The sequence below is a fragment of the Nonlabens xiamenensis genome (assembly GCF_003865345.1).
In the GTDB taxonomy this organism is placed as follows: Bacteria; Bacteroidota; Bacteroidia; order Flavobacteriales; family Flavobacteriaceae; genus Nonlabens; species Nonlabens xiamenensis.
In genome coordinates, this window is the sequence record NZ_RMVE01000003.1 from 406,405 (window position 1) to 425,331 (window position 18,927).

At 41.9% G+C, this 18,927-nt stretch carries 16 protein-coding genes; 10 read left to right on the forward strand and 6 right to left on the reverse strand.

The window, feature by feature from the left end; translation table 11 throughout:
• The first annotated feature begins 34 nt into the window (after positions 1 to 34).
• A complete protein-coding gene (locus EGM47_RS10280) occupies positions 35 to 2,167 on the forward strand; it encodes a vWA domain-containing protein (protein WP_124980723.1) in 2,133 nt (710 codons plus the stop codon).
• Positions 2,168 to 2,281: 114 nt separating this feature from the next.
• Complete coding sequence (locus EGM47_RS10285; protein ID WP_124980724.1) at positions 2,282 to 2,737, forward strand: DUF1801 domain-containing protein; 456 nt, start codon at positions 2,282 to 2,284, stop codon at positions 2,735 to 2,737.
• Positions 2,738 to 2,740: 3 nt separating this feature from the next.
• Here EGM47_RS10285 and cmk read toward each other — a convergent pair whose 3' ends face one another.
• From cmk to EGM47_RS10305, 4 genes are all read right to left on the reverse strand, one after another.
• Positions 2,741 to 3,442 (reverse strand): (d)CMP kinase, encoded by a 702-nt coding sequence (gene cmk / locus EGM47_RS10290; RefSeq protein WP_124980725.1) that lies wholly within the window; start codon positions 3,440 to 3,442, stop codon positions 2,741 to 2,743.
• Positions 3,443 to 4,522, reverse strand: coding sequence for a type IX secretion system protein PorQ (gene porQ / locus EGM47_RS10295; RefSeq protein ID WP_124980726.1), 1,080 nt, complete (start codon positions 4,520 to 4,522; stop codon positions 3,443 to 3,445).
• Between the two features lie 66 nt (positions 4,523 to 4,588).
• The gene (mtaB, locus tag EGM47_RS10300) at positions 4,589 to 5,929 is read right to left on the reverse strand and encodes a tRNA (N(6)-L-threonylcarbamoyladenosine(37)-C(2))-methylthiotransferase MtaB (RefSeq protein WP_124980727.1); all 1,341 of its coding nucleotides are present in this window, start codon (positions 5,927 to 5,929) and stop codon (positions 4,589 to 4,591) included.
• Positions 5,930 to 6,080: 151 nt separating this feature from the next.
• Positions 6,081 to 6,446, reverse strand: coding sequence for a nuclear transport factor 2 family protein (locus EGM47_RS10305; RefSeq protein WP_124980728.1), 366 nt, complete (start codon positions 6,444 to 6,446; stop codon positions 6,081 to 6,083).
• Positions 6,447 to 6,559: 113 nt separating this feature from the next.
• Between EGM47_RS10305 and miaE the strand changes: the two genes are divergently transcribed.
• The 4 genes from miaE to EGM47_RS10325 all read left to right on the forward strand — a co-directional run bounded on the left by miaE (position 6,560) and on the right by EGM47_RS10325 (position 10,109).
• Positions 6,560 to 7,165 carry a tRNA-(ms[2]io[6]A)-hydroxylase gene (gene miaE, locus EGM47_RS10310; protein ID WP_124980852.1) on the forward strand — a complete coding sequence of 202 codons (606 nt, stop codon included), beginning with the start codon at positions 6,560 to 6,562 and terminating at the stop codon, positions 7,163 to 7,165.
• Between the two features lie 142 nt (positions 7,166 to 7,307).
• Positions 7,308 to 8,372: a COX15/CtaA family protein gene (locus tag EGM47_RS10315; RefSeq protein ID WP_124980729.1), complete on the forward strand. Its 1,065-nt coding sequence runs from the start codon at positions 7,308 to 7,310 to the stop codon at positions 8,370 to 8,372.
• Between the two features lie 147 nt (positions 8,373 to 8,519).
• Positions 8,520 to 9,047, forward strand: coding sequence for an IS1096 element passenger TnpR family protein (locus EGM47_RS10320; protein WP_124980730.1), 528 nt, complete (start codon positions 8,520 to 8,522; stop codon positions 9,045 to 9,047).
• A gap of 3 nt (positions 9,048 to 9,050) precedes the next feature.
• Entirely contained in the window at positions 9,051 to 10,109 is a 1,059-nt protein-coding gene (locus EGM47_RS10325; protein WP_124980731.1) for a nucleoid-associated protein, read from the forward strand.
• Positions 10,110 to 10,196: 87 nt separating this feature from the next.
• Here the strand turns inward: EGM47_RS10325 and EGM47_RS10330 are convergent, their stop codons facing one another.
• A complete protein-coding gene (locus tag EGM47_RS10330) occupies positions 10,197 to 10,382 on the reverse strand; it encodes a T9SS type A sorting domain-containing protein (RefSeq protein WP_124980732.1) in 186 nt (61 codons plus the stop codon).
• Between the two features lie 290 nt (positions 10,383 to 10,672).
• The gene (locus tag EGM47_RS10335) at positions 10,673 to 11,737 is read right to left on the reverse strand and encodes a hypothetical protein (protein WP_240642394.1); all 1,065 of its coding nucleotides are present in this window, start codon (positions 11,735 to 11,737) and stop codon (positions 10,673 to 10,675) included.
• A 58-nt stretch (positions 11,738 to 11,795) separates the two neighbouring features.
• Here EGM47_RS10335 and EGM47_RS10340 point away from each other — a divergent pair, with 58 nt between their 5' ends.
• The 4 genes from EGM47_RS10340 to EGM47_RS10355 are packed head-to-tail and all read left to right on the forward strand — an operon-like array spanning position 11,796 to position 18,925.
• Entirely contained in the window at positions 11,796 to 12,692 is an 897-nt protein-coding gene (locus tag EGM47_RS10340; protein ID WP_124980733.1) for an ABC transporter ATP-binding protein, read from the forward strand.
• Positions 12,693 to 12,700: 8 nt separating this feature from the next.
• Positions 12,701 to 13,543, forward strand: a complete 843-nt coding sequence (locus tag EGM47_RS10345) for an ABC transporter permease (RefSeq protein ID WP_124980734.1) — start codon at positions 12,701 to 12,703, stop codon at positions 13,541 to 13,543.
• 23 nt (positions 13,544 to 13,566) lie between these two features.
• Positions 13,567 to 16,842, forward strand: a complete 3,276-nt coding sequence (locus EGM47_RS10350; RefSeq protein ID WP_124980735.1) for a T9SS type B sorting domain-containing protein — start codon at positions 13,567 to 13,569, stop codon at positions 16,840 to 16,842.
• 31 nt (positions 16,843 to 16,873) lie between these two features.
• A complete protein-coding gene (locus tag EGM47_RS10355; RefSeq protein WP_124980736.1) occupies positions 16,874 to 18,925 on the forward strand; it encodes a T9SS type B sorting domain-containing protein in 2,052 nt (683 codons plus the stop codon).
• Positions 18,926 to 18,927 lie beyond the last annotated feature (2 nt).

Genomic DNA, 18,927 nt, shown 5'->3' on the forward strand with positions numbered 1-18,927 from the left:
AAATAATTTAGACCTGAATTAAAAAACACCTCCAATGAAAAATTTTATGATTTTTATTGTCATCTGCCTCACAAATCTGACAATGGCACAACAAACTATTACGGGAACCGTCAGCGATGCCGATGGTCCGCTATTCGGTGCAACGGTTGTTGTAAAAGGCACCAAAAAAGCAACTACCACCGATTATGACGGAAAATACACCATTCAAGCCAGTATAGAGGATAGCCTTATATTCAGCTTTTCTGGCTATGACAGTCAGGAAGTACTGGTAGGAAATCAGCGTGAAATAAACGTACAATTAACCAGCAGTCTAGATCAGGTGGTGATTACTGGTTACCGTACCAGAACAAAAGCTGCCTTAAAGGTGTCATCAGAAACTATATCTTCTAGGCCAAATAGGTCTGTTATTCAGAGGTTGTCTGGTCAGACAACAGGAATTCAAATCACCACTGCAAGCGGCCAGCCCGGCGCAAATTCTAGCATATCAGTTAGAGGACAAGCCTCCATAAGAAGTAATAATAGTCCGTTGATTGTCATCAATGGTTATATAGCCAGCAGGGATGATTTAAGCCAGATAAATGCCGATAAAGTTTCTGAGGTAAAAATTTTAAAAGATGCCGCTGCAACAGCCATTTACGGGAATCGTGGATCCAACGGTGTCATCTTAGTCAATACACAAGGTCGCAAAAAATTGAAAAAAGCTGATAAGCTATTGCACCAAATCAAAGATCTTTTTCACAATGAATCCTATAAGGAAATTGAGGAAAACAAATTTGAACAAACCTATACTGCTCCGCTCAGCACTTTTTCTATTGATGTGGACAAGGCCTCTTATGCCAATGTGCGCAGAATGATCAATCAAGGCCAACAAGTTCATCCAGATGCAGTGAAAATTGAAGAAATGATCAATTACTTCACTTACGACTACGATCAACCTACAGATGAGCATCCTTTTGCAGTCCACACCGAACTTACACAAACCCCATGGAACGAGGATACCCAATTGGTTAAGATCGGATTACAGGGGAAAATTTATGAAGAAAAGGATTTGCCGCCATCCCACCTGACTTTTCTTATCGATGTTTCTGGATCTATGTCTTCGCCCAATAAGCTTCCTTTATTGCAATCTGCTTTCCATCTCCTGGTTCAAAAATTACGCCCAGAAGACAAAGTGTCCATCGTTGTTTATGCAGGTGCTGCTGGGCTTGTACTGGAACCTACCTCTGGAAATAATAAACAGAAGATTTTGGAAGCATTGAACAGCTTGAAAGCCGGAGGTTCCACCGCAGGTGGTGAAGGTATCGAACTCGCCTATGATATCGCCCAAAAGCATTTCATCAAAGAAGGAAATAACAGGGTAATTCTTGCCACCGATGGTGACTTTAATGTTGGTGCATCTAGCGATAATGCCATGGAAGAAATGATTGTAGAAAAAAGGAAAACTGGGGTTTTTCTTTCTGTTTTGGGAATGGGTTACGGGAATTACAAAGATGCCAAACTTGAGATTTTGGCCGATAAAGGCAACGGGAACCATTCTTATATCGACAATATGCAGGAAGCACGTAAGGTGTTTGGCCAAGAATACGGCGGTAGCTTATACACCATTGCCAAGGATGTCAAACTACAAGTGGAATTCAATCCTAAAAACGTACAGGCCTACCGGCTTATCGGCTACGAAAACAGATTGCTTGCCACAGAAGACTTTGTGGATGATACCAAAGATGCAGGGGAACTAGGGGCCGGACATACCGTAACCGCACTATATGAGATTATACCTACTGGAAGTCAAAGCGAACACCTCAAAGCATTAACCAATTTAAAATACACCAACACCCAATTTGCCCATGCTTTTGATGACGAGTTGTTCACCGTGAAATTGAGGTATAAAAAACCAGATGGAGACCAAAGTATTTTGCTAGAATCTATACAAGAAAATGAGTTGACCAAAGCTGGAACTGACATGCAGTTTGCCGCTGCGGTGGCCCTGTTTGGAATGCAATTGAGACGCAGTGACTTTAGTAATGGAGCAACATTAGAAGATATTGTCCAATTAGCTAAAGCAGGTCGAGGAAAGGACGAGGACGGCTACCGTGCGGAGTTTGTTAGATTGGTGGAAGCCTATGCAGCTACCACAGTAAACAATATGTCCTATTTACAACAAAATTAAGTTTGGGGGTGGAAACCTCGCGGCAACAAAGCCTGACCGACCTAAAAGCCAAAGGTATGGCCAGGAGCTGCGAGGTTTTTTAAATTATCTATTTTAGAGGTTTTACGAAAAGCCATGAATAGTAAAGCAAACACACCCAAAGCTTATCTGGAAGAGCTTCCTTCAGACCGACGGGAACCTATTAAAAAAATTCGCCAACAAATCCTGGATCACCTACCAGACGGATTTGAAGAGGGAATGCTTTATGGGATGCTGGGCTATTATGTGCCAAAAAAAATATACGAACCTGGGTACCATGTAGGAAAAGAGTGGACTCCACTACCTTTTATCAATCTCGCTTCCCAAAAAAATTATATCGCCCTCTATCATTCTGGGATATATGCCAACGCAGACTTGCACGATTGGTTTGTCCAAGCCTATAGCCAGCACAGCCAGTACAAATTGGATATGGGGAAAAGCTGTATCCGCTTTAAACGCATGGATGATATTCCTTATGATCTAATCGGACAATTATGCGGCAAAATGACCCCAGCAGAATGGATTGAAATCTACGAGCGGAGAAAAAAATAAGATTTAGGCAGAAGCTTTGTTAATCGCCTCCTTTGACCAGCGAACCAATTGTTCAAATTGTTCCTCCCTATTCATGTGTGAGGTATCGAGTAATTTGGCATCAGGCAATTGAACCAGTGGGCTATCCTCTCGCGTTGAGTCGATATGATCCCTTTCAAGTACGTTTTTCAGCACCTCATCGTAAGAGACGTGATCGCCACGTCCAGTGAGTTCGTCATATCTGCGCTGTGCCCTTACTTCTGGATCAGCAGTCATAAAGATCTTTAATTCAGCCTCGGGAAATACTACACTACCTATATCCCGACCGTCCATAACAATACCCTTTTCCTTACCCATGGCTTTTTGTTGCTCAACGAGTTTAGCACGAACTTCTGAAATGGCTGCTATTTGACTTACGGTATTACTGACCTCTAGGGTACGGATGTCTTTTTCGATATTTTTATCATTCAGATATACATCAGCACGATCGGTAACGGGATTGTGCTTGAAATAGATGGTAAGGGAAGGTAACTGATCTACAAGTGCAACACGATCCAATTGATCTTCTTTGATCATATTTTCGCTTAAAGCGAAAAAAGCCACAGCCCTATACATCGCTCCAGTATCCACATACACATAATGTAAATGGGCGGCCAGTTGTTTGGCAGCGGTACTTTTACCCGTACTGGAGTGTCCGTCGATGGCAATGATAATTTTGTTTTTCATTTATTGCAAATTGATGTTGACCCCAAAAAGGCTGGTATGAGATGCGAGTGTATATCTCGCGTGGGTATAACTGAACCTTAATTTATTCATTTTAAGGGAAAAACCAGCACTCACGCCAGAAAATGCCCTGGTATTCTGTATACGCAATTCCTCTGCCCTTCTAAAACTATAGCCCAATCTCACTTCAAATACCTGTTCAGGGAAAATTTCCAATCCCAACACTGTATGACGTAATATATTATTAAAAAAACCAGGTTCTTCTGGAATTACATTACCGTCCAAATCGGTTTGCGCATTGGCATCATTAGAAAAAGCGATGTTCCATTTTTGAAGATTTTCCAGCGTCACATGAAGTCGCAAAGGCAAGTTTTTCATGGTATTGGAAAAGCCAGCCGATATTTCCAAAGGCAGTTTTTCATATATCTCGTTGTAGGGGGTAAATTGAGTTCCCAAATTGCGCACTACCACAGCTGCACGTATCGCTTTATCCTCATCGTAGTAAAGTAGGCCTAGATCTACTGCTCCTCCAGTTGAAGTAAAGTTTTCCAATTGAGACGTAATCAATTTGAGATTACCACCAACATAAAAATCCGACCACGGAATATTATAACTGTAACCAAAAGAAACAGCCACCTCATTTCCACCAAATTCGCCAGTAGAATTGCCTTGTTCATCATAGCCGTCAAATGACCCGTAGTTGAGATAAGTAACTCCAGCGTGAAAAGTCTGCACGTGTCGATCCCAAGTGTAGGCATAACTGGCAGTACCATAATTCACATCGCCTAAATAATTGACATAATTAACCTGCAACTGATTATCCATCTTAGGGTTAATGGTCGCCGGATTATAGATTCCTGAAGTAGGGTCGTAATCCACAGCGGTTAATACCCGACCTCCTAATGCTGCTTGTTTGGTACCTGCTACCAAGTTCAGAAACTGATAGGTGGATTCACCGCCAATTTGCGCCTGAACGGATAAGACTGGAACTAAAAGAAATAAACCAAATAACGTGTAAAAAGTACCTGACCAGCGACAGGACAGACTGGAACAACGCGTGAAGACAGGTTTAATATTTGGCATTAAGAAATTCTAAGATCGCTATGCTGATAACGGATGCAAGTTTAAAATATTTTTAAGAGTCCGAAGCTAATTACTGGCTGAATCTACATTTTTTACTCTTACCAAGCCATCTTCATCTATGCGATCCAAGGTGACATCCTGTAAGGTATTGACCAATGCTGGGTCCCAGTATGTTTTTACTTTCACGTAATTTTCTGTAAATCCCTGAATAAAACCTTCCTTGTTTTCGGCTTCCCAAAGAACGGTTTTTTGTTTACCTAGCTGACTTTCATAAAAGGCCCGGCGTTTTTTGGCCGATAAACCGCGTAACATTTTAGAACGCTTCTTGCGAACTTTGAGAGGAACAGCGCCCTCCATCGTTGCTGCGGGTGTATTATCTCTTTCAGAATAGGTAAAAACATGTAGATATGAGATATCCAAATCACTTAAGTAATTATAGGTATCCAAGAAGTGATCATCTGTCTCTCCTGGAAAGCCTACGATCACATCCACCCCTATACAACAATCTGGCATGGTGCTCTTAATTCTTTCCACCCGATCAGTATAGAGTTCGCGGTTGTAGCGTCTACGCATTTTACCCAACAATTCGTTGTTTCCCACCTGCAACGGAATATGAAAGTGAGGAACAAAAGCATTGGCCCCTGACACAAAATCAATGGTCTCATTTTTCAACAGATTGGGTTCGATAGAAGATATGCGCAACCTTTCAATCCCTTGCACTCGATCCAGCGCGTGCACTAAATCCAAAAAGGTATGCTGATGGCGTTTATTTCCAAATTCTCCCTTTCCATAATCACCGATATTGACACCTGTAAGTACGATTTCCTTGATACCTTGCTCTGAAATCTGCCGGGCATTTTCCATCACATTTTCTAAAGTATCACTGCGCGAGATACCTCTGGCCAATGGTATGGTACAGTAAGTACATTTATAATCACATCCGTCCTGCACTTTTAAAAAAGCGCGGGTACGATCGCCGTTAGAATAAGATCCCACGTAGAAATCGGCTTCGTCAATCTCACAAGAATGGATCTGGGCAGGTAGCTCCTTGGACAACTGATTGAGGTAATCGGTGATTTTAAACTTTTCGGTAGCACCTAAGACCAGGTCCACCCCTTGCACTGCTGCTAGTTCTTCTGGTTTAAGTTGGGCATAACAACCCACGGCGATCACAAACGCATCCTCATTTAGTTGATGGGCTTTTTTGACAATGCTTTTAAAACGCTTATCTGCATTTTCAGTCACACTACAGGTATTGATCACATAAATATCAGCCGTTTGATCAAACTCTACCCGGTCAAATCCTTCCTGAGCAAAACTGCGTGCAATAGTACTGGTCTCGCTGAAGTTGAGCTTACAGCCTAAGGTATAAAAGGCAACAGATTTAGTATCAGTCTCCACAAGCATAAGATCCTCAGATTTTTGGCCTGCAAAGATAGGCGTTTTTTACAGAGGAGAAAGCTCCGGAACAATGGCAGTTAGCCTGTACAAGTTTGCGATCGAGTAATAGGAGATGACTTGAGAATTGCCCAACTAATAACTCACAACTATAAAAAGCCTACTCCTCACCCTTATCATAAAAAAACTGCTCTCGCCAGATTTTGCCATCCTTCACCTGATATACCCCTATTTCATTCATTTGAGATCGTTGACCACTAGGTTTGTGGGTGGTATCCATCCAAAAAGTCACTGCAAAATGATTATCGGCAACCATGGGATCAGAGACTTTGGTACCGTGCACCTCAAAATTTTCTTCCCACCACTGGCCTTTTTTCTGGAGACCTTCCATGCCATGCACTTCTTTCATGGGTTCTGACATTTCGATGCTCGTGATATTTGAACTGTACAATTCTTGATAGGCCTTTTCCTCCTGTTGGTTGCGGCAATAGGCCACAAGCTGGTCTGCTACTTCTTTAGTGGTCATGATAATAGGTTTAAGATTAGTTCTAGAAAGTTAAGAAAAATTCCGCTGAACCAGGGCAAGAATTTTTAGCTGAGTAATTGTTATAAATGAGCCCTGTAACCGACCTTTGTATCATGGAGAAACAAGTTTCTAAAACAACTCTCGGATTGAACCTGCCCACGGATCCGCGATGGGTAGATCTGGCCGCCATGAGCTTACAGGATATACTAACTGACCATGCCTTTTGTGAGCAAAAAGCAGCCAGTAATATCATTTCGATCATTCAAATGCACTCAGATAAACCCATGATTGTTGAAGAATTGTCGCCGGTGGTGACCGAGGAATGGGGACATTTCAGGCAAGTCTTGAACGAACTCAAAAAACGCGGGATGACCTTGGGAATTCAGCGTAGGGACGAGTATGTAAAAAAGCTTATGAAAGGTCGACCCAGCGGACAGGGCCGTCAGGCAGCATTTTTGGATCAGCTGTTGATCTGTGCCCTGATCGAGGCTCGCAGTTGTGAAAGGTTTAAAACGCTTTCGCAAAAACTGGAAGATCCAGAGCTACAGGAATTCTATCATAAATTTATGGTGGCCGAAGCAGCGCATTATAAATTGTTCTTACGACTTGCCAAAAACTATTTTGACGAACAAAAAGTAATGGAGCGTTGGAATTACTGGCTGGAATATGAAGCCAGCTTCCTCCCTCTGCTGGAGGTACGTGGGGATCGCATGCATTGAAAAAGTTGGGGTGACTTTCAATCAAACAATTGTGATGAACAAACAGTGGCATCTCGACCTTCAATACTCAGGATGCAATTTTTAAGTCCATCCTTACAACGCCATATTAGCCATTCTGGTCAGCAACAATGAAAATAAGCAGATGATCCAAAAAGTAAAAAAACAATTTACAGAACAACGCTATCGCTGGTGGCTCAGAGCCAGCATCATTGTGATTTATCTGATCATAGTCGCTGGTGCCGTGGTACGTATGACCGGAAGTGGTATGGGATGTCCAGATTGGCCCAAGTGTTTTGGGGTTTGGATTCCTCCTACTGAACAGAGCCAACTTGAATTTTCGCCGAATACCCCATACAAGGATGGTATGGTTATTATCGTCGATAAGGAACTACGGGTGGCTGCCACAGATTTTACCTCTTCAGATACCTATTTGGAATCCAATTGGGAGCCTTATACCAAACACGACTATGCAATTTTTAATGTCTATCATACCTGGACCGAATACATCAATAGATTAATCGGAGCTCTGGGTGGAGTTGTGGTATTTTTTATGTTCCTGTTTTCATTGCGGTACATCAGGCGACGCCCTAAGATCACCCTGCTCAGTTTTCTAGCAGTGGTTGCCATGGGCGTTCAAGGGGTGATCGGTAAAATTGTAGTGGACACCAATCTATCTCCAGCATTGATCACCTTTCACATGATCTTTGCCCTCCTTATCGTGGGACTGCTGGTTTATCTACTGCATAAAGTAAAGCCGGTAGACTATAGGTACAAGACCAATCCGGTGATGCCTAAATTTGCTTTGGTCTTAATTGTGCTCACTTTAGTTCAGGTCGGATTGGGTACACAGGTGCGCCAATTTATTGACGAGCAAATCGACCTATGGGGTTACCCTTTACAGTCTTATTGGCTGGAAAATAATGGCCCATTGGTTTTTTATATACATCGTAGTTTTTCCTTGGTACTCTTGGTGTTAAATGCGTGGTTTATATACAAAGCCATTACCCATTTCAAACATCCGAAATCTACCTATCTGATCCTTGGACTTTTGATACTGATTACAATTGTAAGCGGTGTTTTCATGAACTATATGGATTTCCCGTTTGGATCACAAGCGGTGCATTTGGTAATCGCCTCCATCATTTTGGGGGTTCAATTTTATTTATGGATGCGATTGCGGGTGGCTGATGATACTACTACTCTTTAAGGTCTAGCGATGTTTGTATTCAACCGATGCTTTTGGGAACAAAAGCCAGTTGACGAAAGGCCTCCGTTGAACCGCAATATTAACGATTGACTTCATCATAAACGCCGTAAATCCGTTATCTTTGCCGACCTTAAATTTTGACTTTAAATGATCTATAGAATTCGAGTCATCCTGGATGCCTCCACTGACTGTTTTAGGGATATCGAGATTGATGGTGCCAGTAATTTGGAAGAATTTCACAACGTCATCACACAATCCTTTCAATTGGAAGGTGATGAAATGGCCAGTTTCTATGCCAGTGACGAGGAATGGAATCAAGGTGAGGAATTTTGCTTGTTTGATATGAGCGAGGGCACCGCACCCGTGCAGAAAATGTGCGATACCCAATTAGAGGACGTCATGGGCAAAGAAAAGACAAGGATGATTTATGTCTATGATTTTCTTTCCATGTGGACCTTTTTGGTAGAGTTGGCCGATGTGGCTGGACCTGTGGATGGCACTTCTTATCCCCAAGTTATTTTTGCCATGGGCGAACTCCCAGATTCCCCTCCAGATAAAAATTTTGAAGCTGATCCCAGATTCCACGACGGTGAAGAAGAGTACCGTGGTGACTTAGATGATGACGATGATAACTTCTACGATGAAGAATCCTTTGACGAATACGACCTTTACTAAGCCATGATCAACCTTTATAATACAAGAATAGAAAACCTCGCCATTCACCGCGTCGGTAACAAAAACAAAGGTGAGATGTTACTTACCTCCAGCGACAGCACCTCCCTGGACGATGAGATGCATGCTTTACTGAAGGAATATTTCCTGAAACCCTTCCGTTCTAAGGAAGAGGCTTACTACAGTTTTTTCCACGATGAGGATCTTGAATTTCACGAGATGTACGCTTTCGCGAAAGCGATATTCTCCACCCCTGCCTCCTTACTGGACAACAGTAAAAAGATTGCTAAACACCTCTATCAGCAATCGGTACACCCACATATCAGAAGCGGCGAACTCTACGTTTGCTATTTTGATAATGTAATGGTGGACAATAACAAAACCGATGCTATCGGAATCTTCAAAAGTGAGATTAAACAGGACTTCCTGCAGTTTGAAGAACAGGAAGACAATCTTAAAATGATTCTACAACAAGGCGTCAACCTCAACAAACTAGACAAAGGGGCTATTATATTTAATGTAGAAGCTGAATCTGGCTATAAAATACTATCAGTAGACTCCAATAGGTATGATGCCAAATATTGGCTAGAAAGTTTTTTAGGTGTGGATGTTTTTGAAGATGAAAACTTTTTTACCAAGAAATACTTGAAATTCTGCCAGGATTTTGCCAAGGAAGTTGTGCTTCCTGCAGAAGATAAAAAAGAAGAAGTAATGTTTATGAATCGGGCGGTGAATCACTTTGCCAAAAATGATGCTTTTGAAGAAACTGCTTTTCTGAATGAGACATTGGACAACCCAGATTTGATTCCGGAATTCAAAAACTATAAGGTAGAAAAAGGGCCCAAATACTCCATTGAAGATGTATCGAGTTTCCCGATTTCCAATCAAGCCGTAACCGCGGCCCGTAAAGGCATCAAAAGTGTGATCAACCTGGATACTCATGTACAGATCAAGATGGACTTTACAAATCCCGACAGCGCAGATAAGTTTATTGAAAAAGGTTGGGACGAGGAGCGACAGATGTATTACTATCTGGTCTATTTTAACCGCGAGGAGAAAAAATAAAGACCTTCTCTTATCGGCCTAAGACCATTAAAACGCTGGAACCGCTATGATGTCGTTCCAGCCTTTGTTTTTAGCAAATATTGTTTCTTATTTGATTACCAATTTTATAGTTTGCGTGGTGGTCTTAAAGAAATAGATTCCGACTGATTGGGTCGATAGATCTACTCTGAGATCATCACCAGCAGCTACTTCTCTTCCAGCGGCGTCATACACCGACCATGTTTGTTGAGAACTAGTGTGAAATGCACCTGTATGACTGGGATCGGGAAACATGATTATATTTTCTCAATCGGCCATTGATCTACAACAACACAGCGGCTGAGTTGGGCACTCCTGCACCACACCACAACAAAAAAAGTCTTCATGATAAAGGGATGAAGAGTTGATGTAAAAATCAATCTACATTGATCCACAGCTCAAAGTTTGCTCAGTATCTATCTTAATTACTGTCAACAATGAGGACTGCCGATATCCCTTGCGAAGGCTAAACGTGGTTTAAACGAATCAGTAACTAGATCTGTTTTTAAACCAAATAGTCATATACAAGCTAAATCTAGCATAATTTAATGATCGACATCATGATAATTGCGTTTCACAAAGTTGAGTGCTGTATTCAGCACACCCCCCATGTTTCGGGCGGTTTTAAACTTGATATCGCCGGTGAATTGGTGGAGTTCGCGTCTTAACTCCTTAAATTTCCCCGGTGTGGAAAGATAATCGGCTTTCATACATTTGATCAAGTGCTTATACCTGGTTTGGGTATTGATCAGACGTTTGGCGATCAAAGCACGCTCTTCTTTTTTGTATTGTTCGATACTTTCATTTTTCAGACAATCGGCTACATTCATCACCATGGCCACATTTTCTTTAAAAAACTGTGGTCGGTATACTTTCAGTTTACCTTCATAAGATTGTTGGTCAAAATCAATGGCCCTGATGGCATAACTTACGCGATCAAAATCATGGGTGGGTATGACGACATAATTATAGGCCCTCATATCCCCCAACAAACGGATCAGACAGCGCTCGTTGAATTTGACAAATTCTTTGGCGATTTGGGTGAGTTCCTGGTGATCACAACCATCCATATAATCTTCAATGAATTCGTCACCAGGTATTCCGGCAATATGTTCTTCAATTAAGGTGTCTTTATACACTAAGAAATTGATACGGTGTGGTGAGAGCAGGTGTTCGAGTTCAAGCCCGTAAACCCGGGAGGCATCGGCTTTTTTTACGTAGAAATAGGTAAAACCGTCATTCAGGATATTCCTGATTTTGATCCTGAAGGGTTTGGTATTGCCAAACGTGCAGTAGTCTACTGCATCCACACTCAGGTAATCCAGGGACTCATCCCGGCCATCACTGTGGAGTATATCATATATTTTTTTGAGGTGATTGTCAATATGGATACGCTCGTAGTCTGGATAATAACAACGCACCCATAACGTATCTTCATCATTTTTATCATAAACAGTAACGGAGCCTGAAAACCTCAACAAATCGTCATAGGACACCGGGATGCTCGTGCTTCTGTTATATTTTTTTACGTAAGCCGCGAGCGAAGTGGCAATGGGGAAAGTAGGCTTCTTTTCTGAAAGCAATTTATCGTTCAGCACCTTTTGACTCATAGATTCGGTAACATTTTTTGTTTCTTTCAGTCACATAATACAACAAAAAAGCTTATTCATGGAAACAATCCTTGAAATTAATGACCTGCATAAAAAATATGGTAACCTGACTGCGGTGGATCATATTTCCTTTACCATAGAAAAAGGACATGTGTACGGCATACTAGGTCCCAACGGGAGTGGTAAATCAACCACACTAGGAATGGTGTTAAGTGTGGTCAATCCTACCAGCGGAAATTATTCATGGTTCGATGGAACCACGACGACTCATCAAGCACTGAAAAGAATTGGCGCTATTATTGAACGCCCCAATTTTTATCCGAGTATGAGTGCGGTACAAAACCTTAAATTGGTTTGCAAGATCAAGGAAATCGACTACTCAAAAGTTGAAGAAAAGCTAGAGCTTGTGGATTTGCTTTCGCGAAAGCACTCTCCCTTTAAAACCTATTCATTAGGGATGAAACAGCGTTTGGCCATCGCTAGCGCGCTACTCAATGATCCCGAAATCCTTATACTGGATGAACCTACCAATGGACTGGATCCGCAGGGAATAAGACAGATCAGGGATATTATTCAGAAAATTGCAGCCACTGGCACTACTATATTGCTGGCTTCTCATTTGCTAGACGAAGTGGAAAAAGTCTGCAGCCATGTGATAGTGTTGAGAAAAGGACAGATGTTGTATTCAGGCCCTGTAGATGAAATGAATAATAACCATGGTTCCATTGTTATCGACGCTCCTAATCGCGATGATTTGTTTGCCTTTATCAACAATCAGAACTATGCCGGATCCATTGAAAAATTGGCAGATGGTTTTGAAGTTATCTTAATAAAGGATGTAGACAACAGCCAGATCAACAAGGATGCCTTTGACCAGGGGATTCATCTGAGCACGCTTTTCCACAAAAAACAAAGTTTGGAAGACCAATTCATCGAACTTACCAACCAATTATAATTCCTACCATGAAAAGACTAATCGACATAGAATTCCATAAATTCAAGTACAGTAAAAGCAGTAAGGTGCTCACGATTATTTATTTGGTGATCGTATTTGCCTTAATGTTTGTAGGATTATATGAAGTTCCTTTTAAAGGTGCAAAGGCCAGTCTTTCGGACTTAGGGATTTTTGACTTTCCCTACATCTGGCATTTGAGCCCTTACATCCTTAGTTTTCTAAAATTTCTGATCGCCATTGTGATTGTATCTCTTACGGCAAGTGAATACAGTAATCGAACCTTAAAGCAAAATCTGATCGACGGTTTGAGCAAAAAAGAACTGGTATTGTCCAAGTTTTATTTGGTGGTTGCTTTGGCTCTTGTAGTGACTCTATTGGTCTTTCTGGTTTGTTTATTCCTGGGCTACCTGTATTCTGATATCACCGAATTCAATTTAGTATTTCGGGATGTAGAATATGTCGGCGCTTTTTTTCTGAGTCATCTCACTTTCTTTGCTTTTTGCTTATTTGCTGGTATTTTGGTCAAGCGCAGTGCTTTTGCACTGGGACTCATAGGCATCTGGTGTATTTTTGAATTGTTAACTTTTTTATTTACCTCCCACATTGATTTGAGGTTTGGTTACGGAATTTGGGATGTATTGCGTGATATCTTACCCATGTCTTCTATATCTAATTTGATAGTAGAACCATTTACCAAGGTAAGTCTTGTAAAAAATGGATGGGAAACTTTATCGCAAAGCGAATTTGAAAAAGATTACAGCGTGCGCTGGATCAATGTGCTGGTTTGCCTGGGATGGACGACATTGTTTACATTTTGGTCTTATCGATTGTTAAAACGCAGGGATTTGTGATACTTCTGTGGTAAATTCGCGCCATGCGCAGAAAAACCTTAGTACTACTCCTGTTTTTTATGATTTCTCTAGGCTTTATGGCCCAGGCACAACTACAGGCATCTAATTGGTATTTTGGTTTTAATGCTGGGATAAGTTTTGATCCTGCTACTGGAGCGGTTACTGCGCTTACGGATGGCCAAGTAAGTACCAATGAAGGTTGCGCATCTATTTCCGATGAAAATGGTCAGTTATTATTCTACACTGATGGAACTGTAGTTTTTGACCGTAGCCATCAAATCATGCAAAATGGTCAGGGACTGAGAGGAAACCCTTCTAGTACTCAAAGTGCGATCATCATCCCAAAACCTCAGAACCCAGACATTTATTACATCTTTACTGTAGACAATCCGGTAGGGCGTCAAGGTGGTGGAGATGGAGTGAATTATTATGAAGTGGACATGACGCTGAATCTGGGCATGGGCGCTGTAACCACCAACATAGCCAATCCGCCGCAACTTTTGTTTGACAGTTCTGAAAAATTGACCGCTATTAATCACGCGACCAATGATGAGATCTTTGTGACCACTTTGGCAAGTGCTGGGGGCGGAGCAACCTTTGATACCTTTTACACGTACAAGGTTGGTGTCAATGGAGTAGATCCAATTCCCGTGCAGTCCACAGTCGCCTCCCCTGTTTCCGAGAGAAGAGGTAATCTCAAGTTTTCTCCTGATGGCAGATTTCTCGTTTCATGTAATATGACTGCAGGTACTTATATCTATGATTTTGACCAGACCACCGGCGCGGTATCAAATGAGAGACGTGTACAGGTCAATGCTCCCAATATCGCAGGATATGGCGTGGAGTTTTCTCCAGATAGCAGTCTTCTGTATGTAACAGCCTCCAACGATGCCCAATCGGCCCAGGCTACAGCACATAACTCTTCATTATATCAATACGAATTAACCCCACAAAATTTATCGAATGTTTTACTGGCTGGGACTGTCATCGATCAGCGTCAAGGATACAGAGGCTCCCTTCAATTAGGACTGGATGGTCGGATTTATAGAGCACTTTCTGAAAGCTACAATAGTGGCCGCGGGTTTTTGGGTGTGATCAATAATCCAAATGTACCTGGCCCTGGATGTAACTATCAGCACGACGCTATCCCTCTGGCTGGGCGACTTTCCACCCAAGGATTGCCGCCATTTATTCAAAGTTTTTTTGCTTTGATCCAAGTAGAAAACACCTGTTTTGGAGATGCGACTACCTTTGAATTTCAGACCGATACACCTCCTACCAGCGTACTTTGGGATTTTGGAGATGGAACGACCTCTTCTCTAGAGAATCCAGATCACATCTACGCCACCCCAGGAATTTACAATGTCACACTCACTTTAACTACTGGAGGGGCTTCACGTGTGTATAGAAAAAATGTACAAATCTTTGAATCTCCTGTAGCCAATGCACCTACTGATATCAATGTTTGTGATTTGGGTCAAGACACAGCAGAAACTATTGATCTAGCAAATGTTATATCTCCACAGGTGCTGGGAACTCAGGATCCCACCATTTTTAACGTATCCTATTTTGTCTCAGACACAGATGCGATGGACAATATGAATGAATTGTCTTTGCCTTATACACTTACCCAACCCTCCGTAAGACTTTACGCCCGAATAGCCAATAATAACAACGCGGATTGTTTTGATTTGGTTGATTTTGAACTGAGGTTGTTTGAACAACCTATAGCAAATCCAACTAGTGATCTGGAGCAATGTGATGATGATTTTGACGGCTTGGCAACGTTTGACTTGCGCTCCCAAGATCAAACAATACTAGCTGGGCAAGATCCCAACCTTTTTGACATTTCCTACCACCGGTCGCAGGCAGATGCTGATGCAGGACAACAAGCCTTGCCAGATCTCTACACTAATGAAACTCCTTTTAATCAAACTGTCTTCGTTCGCATCCAAAACCGAAATGAGCAAACCTGTGAGGACACGACCCAAAGTTTTGTACTGATCGTTCATCCGAAACCTGTAGCGATTGACTCCCAAGCCTTCCAATGTGATGAAGATGGTACGCCAGACGGTCGGACGATTTTTAATTTATCTAATTTTGACAGTACCGTTTCTGCCGCAGCTACTGGTGTTGATGTTCAATATTACCTGAATCAAACAGATGCTGATCAGCAAAATAACCCCCTAGACAAAAACTCCTTCACCAATGCAACTGCAATGCAGGTGGTAACTGCTAGGGTCACGGATACGACCACAGGATGCTATACCTTAAGCCAGATTACCTTGTCAGTGAGTGCCAGTGATGCACAGGATACCAGCCTGGAATCTTGCGATGATGATGGTACTGAAGATGGCTTTGCTTTATTTGACCTCAACAATGCAGATAGCGATGTGTTAGCAAATGCACCAGCTGGGGTACAACTTAATTACTATGCGAACTATGATGAGGCGCTTACGGAACAAAATCCTCTTCCGGTCATGTTCACCAATACTACCGCCTTCAATCAGACCATATTTGCAAGAGCAGAGTCAGCCGATGGAAACTGCTATGGGATCGCTGAAATTGAATTAGTGGTTAATCCATTACCCAATATTGAAAGGGTAGAACTGATTGATTATTGCGGTAATGATCCACAGCCCCTCCAAATAGACAGTGGTTTATTACAAGGAACGCCCAGCGATTACAGTTACCTCTGGAGTACAGGCGAGATGACCGAGTCCATTACAGTTTCTACAGGTGGAAATTATCAGGTTACAGTAACGGATGCTAATGGTTGCTCACAAGATCGTGAAGTCACTGTGATTATTTCAGAACCCGCTACAATTGATGCCATCGATATCGTTCATGCAGGTAGTGGTACCCAGGGGTCTATCACAGCAGTTGTGTCTGGCTTGGGCTCTTATGAATACCGCATCAGTCTGGATGAACCCTATCAAGACAGTCCACTATTTCTAAATGTTCCACCTGGTTTCCACACACTTTATGTTAGGGATAAAAATGGTTGTGGTGTAACAACGCAGGAATTTAGTATAGTAGGATACCCCAGGTTTTTTACACCTAACAGCGACGGTTACAATGATTTTTGGCAACTCAGTGGCGTTAGTAATGTTTTTGAACCCAATACCCAGATTTTCATTTTTGATCGATACGGTAAGTTGTTGAAACAAATTTCTCCCGAGGGACCTGGTTGGGACGGCACGTTTAATGGGACCCCTTTGCCATCCAGCGATTACTGGTTCAAGGCGACCTTGCTTGACGGCACCACTTTTGCCGCACACTTTACTTTAAAGAGATAAGTCTAAAATCCCTATTTTTACAGATAGGAGCATGAAGCAAATCATTCTTATTTTATGTTTGAGTTGTTGCGCTTTCGCGAAAGCGCAATTGCAATCAGCCAACTGGTATTTTGGTATCAATGCCGGAATAGACTTCAATTCTGGGTCTGCTGTTCCAACAAATGATGGCCAACTGGTCACAGGTGAAGGCTGTGCGACTATATCAGATGAAGTGGGCAACCTTCTTTTTTATACAGATGGATCGCTAGTATATGATGCCTCCCATAACATCATGCCCAATGGCTCAGGCTTAAAAGGTAATTCATCTAGCACCAGCAGTGCGATCATCGTACCCCAACCTGGTAATCCCAGGCTCTTCTACATTTTTACCGTTGATACTGATGATTTAAATTATACAAATAATGAGGGCTTTCACTACAGTATCGTTGATATGGATTTAAATGCGGGATTGGGAGATGTAGACCCTGCTAACAAAAACATCAATTTACTCCCACTGGTTTCAGAAAAATTAACCGCCATCTCCAATGCCAGCGGCGACGGTTTTTGGGTAATCACCCAATTTGAAGACAATTATTTTGCCTATTCCATTACGGCCGCCGGCTTAAACCCCACACCGGTCATCTCTCAGGTAACTCCGTTTATCGAATTAGTCAATACAAATTTCTCCAATGTTGACGTCGCAGCAATGCGTGGATATATTAAGGTAAATGCTCGAGGTAATAAGCTTGTTGCTGCTCACTTTTCAAACAACAACTCTGCCGAATTTTCAGGTATTACTTCCATCAATTTTGCAAGAAGTACAGCTTATGCCAATGGTGGCGAACTGTACCTTTACGATTTTGACAACGCAACTGGGGTGATTTCAAATCCCCAACCTTTGATGACCCGTAGCGATGGAGCTTCCTTTTATGGTGTAGAGTTTTCTCCCAATGGTCGCTATTTGTATGCAGAAGCAGATTATATGACTCCTTCTGTAACGCAGATTTTTGATTTTGACAGAGGTGAGATATTGCAGTTTGATTTGACTGCTTCAAACATTGCTGGAAGCCGTACGCTGGTCCATCAGGATAATTTTAATACATTCAGGGGAGCCCTGCAATTAGGATTAGACGGTCAAATTTACCATTCACGAATCAATGAGAGTGCGCTGAGTGTAATTAATGATCCAGATGCAGCCGGTCCATCAGCCAATTATGTTTATAACCAATTTGCTTTGGCTCCAAATACGATTGCATGGTATGGTTTACCCATTTTTGTTCAGTCATTTTTGTTAGATGGTTCAATAAATGCCAATAACCATTGCTTTGGTGAACCCCAAGTTTTTGAAATCAACACTTCTGCTAATATTGTTTCAGTCAACTGGGACTTTGGAGACCCAAATTCTGGGCTTGCAAATACTTCAACGGAATTGATGCCCACCCATCTCTTTTCGGCTCCAGGGACATATACTGTCAGGGTAATAGTGGATACACTAGTCCAGGTATTTGAGTTAGAAATTGATATCGAAGTCTTTGAAAATGTATCGCTGGACCTGGAAATTACTCCCTTATCTTCCTGCGACACAGGATTTGACAAAGCCGTTTTTGATTTAACTGAAGTAGCTCAAATGGTGATCGACCTTCAGCCAAATTTAAGGGTCAGCTTTTATGAGAGCTCAGAAGATGCTAACTTGGGAATAAACGCCATCATGAACACTGACACTTATGTAAATCAATATAAAATTCAGGAGTTGTACGTTCGGGTTGAAAATGACAACTGTTTTCAGGTCATACCCTTTATTATTCAGGTGGAAGAGTGCACAATTGAAATTTTTAATGTCGTGACCCCTGACGGTGACGGAAGAAATGATACTTTAATCGTTTCTGGATTGAGAAATATCTATGATAACTTTAAATTGTATATATTTAGCAGGTATGGACAAAAAGTATGGGTAGGAAGCAATAAAACCCAGGACTGGGACGGCACTTCCAACACAGGCCTTTTCTCACCTGGTAAAAGGTTACCTACAGGTACTTATTTCTATATTTTAGAGCTAAACGAACCTAATCAAAAACCCTTATCGGGATACGTGTATTTACAGTAACA

Coding starts and splice junctions, on each gene's coding strand:
- EGM47_RS10280 (WP_124980723.1), top strand. CDS start 35: ATGAAAAATTTTATGATTTTTATTGTCATCTGCCTCACAAATCTGACA.
- EGM47_RS10285 (WP_124980724.1), top strand. CDS start 2,282: ATGAATAGTAAAGCAAACACACCCAAAGCTTATCTGGAAGAGCTTCCT.
- cmk (WP_124980725.1), bottom strand. CDS start 3,442: ATGAAAAACAAAATTATCATTGCCATCGACGGACACTCCAGTACGGGT.
- porQ (WP_124980726.1), bottom strand. CDS start 4,522: ATGCCAAATATTAAACCTGTCTTCACGCGTTGTTCCAGTCTGTCCTGT.
- mtaB (WP_124980727.1), bottom strand. CDS start 5,929: ATGCTTGTGGAGACTGATACTAAATCTGTTGCCTTTTATACCTTAGGC.
- EGM47_RS10305 (WP_124980728.1), bottom strand. CDS start 6,446: ATGACCACTAAAGAAGTAGCAGACCAGCTTGTGGCCTATTGCCGCAAC.
- miaE (WP_124980852.1), top strand. CDS start 6,560: ATGGAGAAACAAGTTTCTAAAACAACTCTCGGATTGAACCTGCCCACG.
- EGM47_RS10315 (WP_124980729.1), top strand. CDS start 7,308: ATGATCCAAAAAGTAAAAAAACAATTTACAGAACAACGCTATCGCTGG.
- EGM47_RS10320 (WP_124980730.1), top strand. CDS start 8,520: ATGATCTATAGAATTCGAGTCATCCTGGATGCCTCCACTGACTGTTTT.
- EGM47_RS10325 (WP_124980731.1), top strand. CDS start 9,051: ATGATCAACCTTTATAATACAAGAATAGAAAACCTCGCCATTCACCGC.
- EGM47_RS10330 (WP_124980732.1), bottom strand. CDS start 10,382: ATGTTTCCCGATCCCAGTCATACAGGTGCATTTCACACTAGTTCTCAA.
- EGM47_RS10335 (WP_240642394.1), bottom strand. CDS start 11,737: ATGAGTCAAAAGGTGCTGAACGATAAATTGCTTTCAGAAAAGAAGCCT.
- EGM47_RS10340 (WP_124980733.1), top strand. CDS start 11,796: ATGGAAACAATCCTTGAAATTAATGACCTGCATAAAAAATATGGTAAC.
- EGM47_RS10345 (WP_124980734.1), top strand. CDS start 12,701: ATGAAAAGACTAATCGACATAGAATTCCATAAATTCAAGTACAGTAAA.
- EGM47_RS10350 (WP_124980735.1), top strand. CDS start 13,567: ATGCGCAGAAAAACCTTAGTACTACTCCTGTTTTTTATGATTTCTCTA.
- EGM47_RS10355 (WP_124980736.1), top strand. CDS start 16,874: ATGAAGCAAATCATTCTTATTTTATGTTTGAGTTGTTGCGCTTTCGCG.